This window comes from Thioalkalivibrio sp. ALE11 (genome assembly GCF_000381205.1).
In the GTDB taxonomy this organism is placed as follows: Bacteria; Pseudomonadota; Gammaproteobacteria; order Ectothiorhodospirales; family Ectothiorhodospiraceae; genus Thioalkalivibrio.
Window position 1 is genome coordinate 1 of the sequence record NZ_KB906209.1, and the last position, 2,169, is coordinate 2,169.

Genomic DNA, 2,169 nt, shown 5'->3' on the forward strand with positions numbered 1-2,169 from the left:
GCTCGGCTACCGGGCCCCGATCGAAGTGCTGGAGCAATCTTTACAGCGGCGACGCGCCGCATGACGTGGCGTTGCACTTGTTGGTTGAATTCAGGGATCGAAATTCCAGTGACATCTAGCGCAATGGCCATGCAATGACAAGAATCACCGAAACACACTTGACCAATGCCGTTCGTCTGGTCCTGGAGACGGACATCAAGGGCCAAGAGGAAATTTGCGACGAGATATTCCGGGAGCAACCCAACCTGCTTGCATCTGTGTTGGTGCTGACGAAGATGCGCGTTGCACCGGAGTACATTCAGCCCGTACTTCAGGCGCTTATGGTGGCGCACGTCGCGCTCAAGGCGTCCGGCGAAAGAATCAAAACAATAACGGAAGACGAGCAAGAGCGCGAACTGCACCGGCTCGTTGCCTCCATCAAATTCTCAGAAGACATGGCGCCTGAATTGGTGGAGGAATCTATTACGCAATATGTTGGTTTCCAGAACGAACCGTGGTTTCTTGCCTACGTCGTTTTTCTGCTGCACGATAATGGCCTACTTTCGGCCAGTGACGAGAATACCAAGCATGTGCTCCTGTCCGCACTGAATTTGGTCGGGTGCATAGCGAATGCACAGGATATAGCATGACGAGTCAGGGCTGGCATCGGTGGTCACACGCGGCGCACTCATCAGGTGTCGTCATCCCCCCACGGGGGGTTAAGGCCTGCCCCTTCGGTCGCAGATTGCGTCCGACCCTTATCGAGGTCGGTGCGATGGAAGTGACTCGTTCCGTGCTAAGGGCAGATTCCGATGACAGTTGTCCGTCGATGGAGTCCGAACAACGAATCGGTGTGACGACCCTTAGATGAATGACTCATGATGATGCTGATCGCTGAGACGCCGCGGCCGTTGATTAGGGCGTTGTCCCTTGAAGACGTCCCGGCGCTGGGTGAAATCCTCGGCGATCCCGAGGTTATGGCGCACTCGGTCGGTGTGGTAAAGTGGACCCTGTAGTCAAGACAAAATCCACCCGAGTTTAATCTCTACATTCCACGTTACATGCAGCTGCACGGCGCTGCCCCGGTTCTGCTTTGCTGTCTGCTCCGGAGTCCTTCTTGTTGAATTTGTCCACAATCCTGGCTCCGCCTCCCTGCCCTGACTGGTATACCTGATCGGGGGCCTGGTAGGCTAGGGATTGATGGCAACGTTCGCGATTGTAGAAGGCGAATTATTCTGTGAGTCCAACGGACAGATCAACCATGCTGGCATAGCCCTTGAGGTAGATATCCTCGTGCTTGACGCTCCGCCAGAGCCGTTCCACGAAGATGTTGTCCAGGGCCCGGCCCCGACCATCTATGCTGAGTTTGACCCCCTCTCGCTTGAGTGCGCCGGTGAAGGCCTCGCTGGTGAACTGCACCCCCTGGTCGCTGTTGAAGATCGCCGGTGCGCCGAAGCGTTGAAGGGCATCCTCAAGACAGTCGTAAGTGGGTCCGTTTTTACGGCCACTGTTGGGCGTATCAGACGAGACGTGGTGAATGATTAAGAGTTTGAAGTATTACGTCGGAATGGGGCTGCGGCCTGAATCCAAATATCCGGAAGATCTATCGGTGACTGTAAGTCTTGAAGGCTCGCAGTTGACGAAACGGATAAGGGATTCGTTCGAAGAAGAAAAGATTACGGAACTCTACGGTACCTACGGAGCCGAGACCGGGGCGACTCCCGTAGAGGTGGATCGATTGGAAGTGAAAACGAACAATGGTGAAATCGCGGTAACGGTATTGAATCGTGGAATCATCCTACTCATGAGCGAGAACGAGGAAGTGAAGAGGTTACATCGCTTCTTCTGCACTTTGAGAGATGAGCTGGGATGAATGAGAATCGAGCGAACGTGCAACAAGGGCGATGGAGTCCGACGCTTGACCGCCACCTCGTTTCGCTGCCACTCCATTCGGGCGCCGTCAAGCGCGGCTCATCGCCAACGTTATGTTTCGATTAGGAGGTAGGAAGTGCTGAATAGAGCAGCGCTGCTTCTTCGGTACAAAGAGCCGGCCATTCGGTGGATAAATGATGCTGATCCTGGTCCATCAGGTAAATGTCGGGTCCCGGCTGATTGTATACACGTTTACGAAATAAATCGGGGCGTTCCTGTTGCCAGGCCTTGAGTGTCTCAACCGGCGTTCGGTGCCCC

Annotated in this window: 3 protein-coding genes and 2 pseudogenes; 3 read left to right on the forward strand and 2 right to left on the reverse strand. The window is 54.6% G+C overall.

Going from position 1 to position 2,169, the window contains the following annotated elements; translation table 11 throughout:
* Positions 1 to 158 precede the first annotated feature (158 nt).
* A complete protein-coding gene (locus F620_RS0114090) occupies positions 159 to 629 on the forward strand; it encodes a hypothetical protein (RefSeq protein ID WP_026331512.1) in 471 nt (156 codons plus the stop codon).
* Between the two features lie 228 nt (positions 630 to 857).
* The gene (locus F620_RS15320) at positions 858 to 995 is read left to right on the forward strand and encodes a hypothetical protein (RefSeq protein ID WP_019571089.1); all 138 of its coding nucleotides are present in this window, start codon (positions 858 to 860) and stop codon (positions 993 to 995) included.
* Between the two features lie 22 nt (positions 996 to 1,017).
* Here the strand turns inward: F620_RS15320 and F620_RS15325 are convergent.
* Positions 1,018 to 1,461: pseudogene (locus F620_RS15325) on the reverse strand (transposase); the annotation flags it as partial.
* A 55-nt stretch (positions 1,462 to 1,516) separates the two neighbouring features.
* Between F620_RS15325 and F620_RS15330 the strand changes: the two are divergent.
* Positions 1,517 to 1,852: a hypothetical protein gene (locus F620_RS15330; protein WP_019571091.1), complete on the forward strand. Its 336-nt coding sequence runs from the start codon at positions 1,517 to 1,519 to the stop codon at positions 1,850 to 1,852.
* 121 nt (positions 1,853 to 1,973) lie between these two features.
* Here the strand turns inward: F620_RS15330 and F620_RS15605 are convergent.
* Positions 1,974 to 2,169: pseudogene (locus F620_RS15605) on the reverse strand (hypothetical protein); the annotation flags it as partial.

Bases quoted from the DNA above. Each gene is read 5' to 3' on its own strand.
- F620_RS15330 (WP_019571091.1), top strand. From the start codon at position 1,517: ATGATTAAGAGTTTGAAGTATTACGTCGGAATGGGGCTGCGGCCTGAA.
- F620_RS15320 (WP_019571089.1), top strand. From the start codon at position 858: ATGATGATGCTGATCGCTGAGACGCCGCGGCCGTTGATTAGGGCGTTG.